This window comes from Acidovorax cavernicola (genome assembly GCF_003581445.1).
Window position 1 is genome coordinate 1 of the sequence record NZ_QXMN01000196.1, and the last position, 1,576, is coordinate 1,576.

Here is a 1,576-nt window from a genome sequence, read left to right on the forward strand (position 1 = left end):
GCGTCCTGCTGCACCGGTTGTTCCATGGTTTTCATGTCGATTTCCTGTTGCGTGCTGACGGAAGAACCGCGCCAGCGTCGGCTGAGCGCTGACCGGCTCATGGCCGACAGTAGCAGCGGCCTTTTGCGCGCGCATCGGTCTTTAGTCGTAGGCAGCGTGCCGATGCACAGGGCATGCGCAGCCAGGGAAAAACCGAAAGCCTGGACAATGCCATTCATCCACCATTGGCAGAAAGCTCCCATGCGCACTACCGGCTTTGGCATTCCCTTCGCATTTTCCGCAGCCGTTGTGCTGGCGGCCCTGTTCTCCCCGGCCGCGCACGCGGTGCTCAAGGTCGGCGATGCGGCGCCGGCCTTCACCACGCCGGCAGCCGTCGCGGGCAAGCCTTTCGAGTTCGACATGAAAGCCGCGCTCGCCAAGGGCCCGGTGGTGCTGTACTTCTTCCCCAAGGCGTTTACCCAGGGCTGCACCATGGAGGCCCACGCCTTTGCCGAGGCCACGCCGCAGTTCAATGCGATGGGCGCGCAGGTCGTGGGCATGTCGCATGACGACATCGCCACCTTGCAGCGTTTTTCCACCGAAGCCTGCCGCGACCAGTTCGCCGTGGCGTCCGATCCCCAGGCCCGGACCATACGCGCCTACGAGGCGTCGGCGGCAGCGGATCCGCGGCGCGCCGACCGCATCTCGTATGTGATCGGCCAGGACGGCAGGATCAAGTTCGCCCATGTCGGCTCCGACCCGACCGCGCATGTGGAGCAGACCAAGGCGGCCGTGCAGCAGTTGCAGCGCAGCGCGAAAAAGTAAGCGCTGCTGGCGCGAACCGGTACTGCGCCGGCGCACTTCATGGCCGGGACAATGAGGCGGGCATGGCGACAGGCGCTCAGGGCGATGCGCGTGCTGCATGCGAACGATTCTCAGTAGAATGGCGACCACCTTTGCCCGGACCGGCGTTTTTTCGCCGCTCCCGGCCTCACCCTCGTGGTGGCCCTGCGTCTTACCCGTGCCGGATTCTCTTGCCCGTTCCAACGACTTCTTCTGCTGCGCGACTGCATGCCATGACGGGTTCAAGACCTGTCGGCGCCGGGCCGCGCCGCAACGGAGGCCGGGCATGAAACGCGACTTCATGCCGGGCGAAGGCGGGCCGCAGGCCCCGGCCGCGGCAGGCGACCAGTTGAGCCAGCTGTATGCGCGCTGGAGCGCGCCGCTGGCGCGCATGATGCGCCGCTATTTCGGCTCGGCCGCCGAAGTCGAGGACGCGACGCAGGAAGTGTTCGCACGCCTGGCCGCGACCGGCAAGGCGATCGCGCCCGGCGACGAGCAGCCCTATCTTCGCCGCGCCGCGCGCAATGTCGCCATCGACGGCTGGCGCAAGAGCGCGCAGCGCGAAGGCCTGCAGCGCGTGGCGCTCGAGGAAGACTCAGACGAGCCTGACCTGCATACCGAAGCCGGCCACACCGACGCGCACGCGGGCCACAACCAGTTGCTGGGCCGGCTCGACCAGGCGATCCAGGAGCTGCCCGCGCGCCAGCGCGAAGCGTGCACGCTGCACCGCATCGAAGGCCATACGGTCGAGGAA

The 1,576-nt window shown here is 67.3% G+C and carries 2 protein-coding genes; both read left to right on the forward strand.

Annotation, left to right across the window (positions count from 1 at the left end; all coding sequences use genetic code 11):
* Positions 1–240 precede the first annotated feature (240 nt).
* Positions 241–804, forward strand: a complete 564-nt coding sequence (locus D3H34_RS32430; protein ID WP_286186553.1) for a peroxiredoxin — start codon at positions 241–243, stop codon at positions 802–804.
* A gap of 304 nt (positions 805–1,108) precedes the next feature.
* On the forward strand, positions 1,109–1,576 hold a 468-nt coding region (locus D3H34_RS32435; RefSeq protein ID WP_167481321.1), incomplete at its 3' end, for an RNA polymerase sigma factor.

Coding starts and splice junctions, on each gene's coding strand:
- D3H34_RS32430 (WP_286186553.1), top strand. CDS start 241: ATGCGCACTACCGGCTTTGGCATTCCCTTCGCATTTTCCGCAGCCGTT.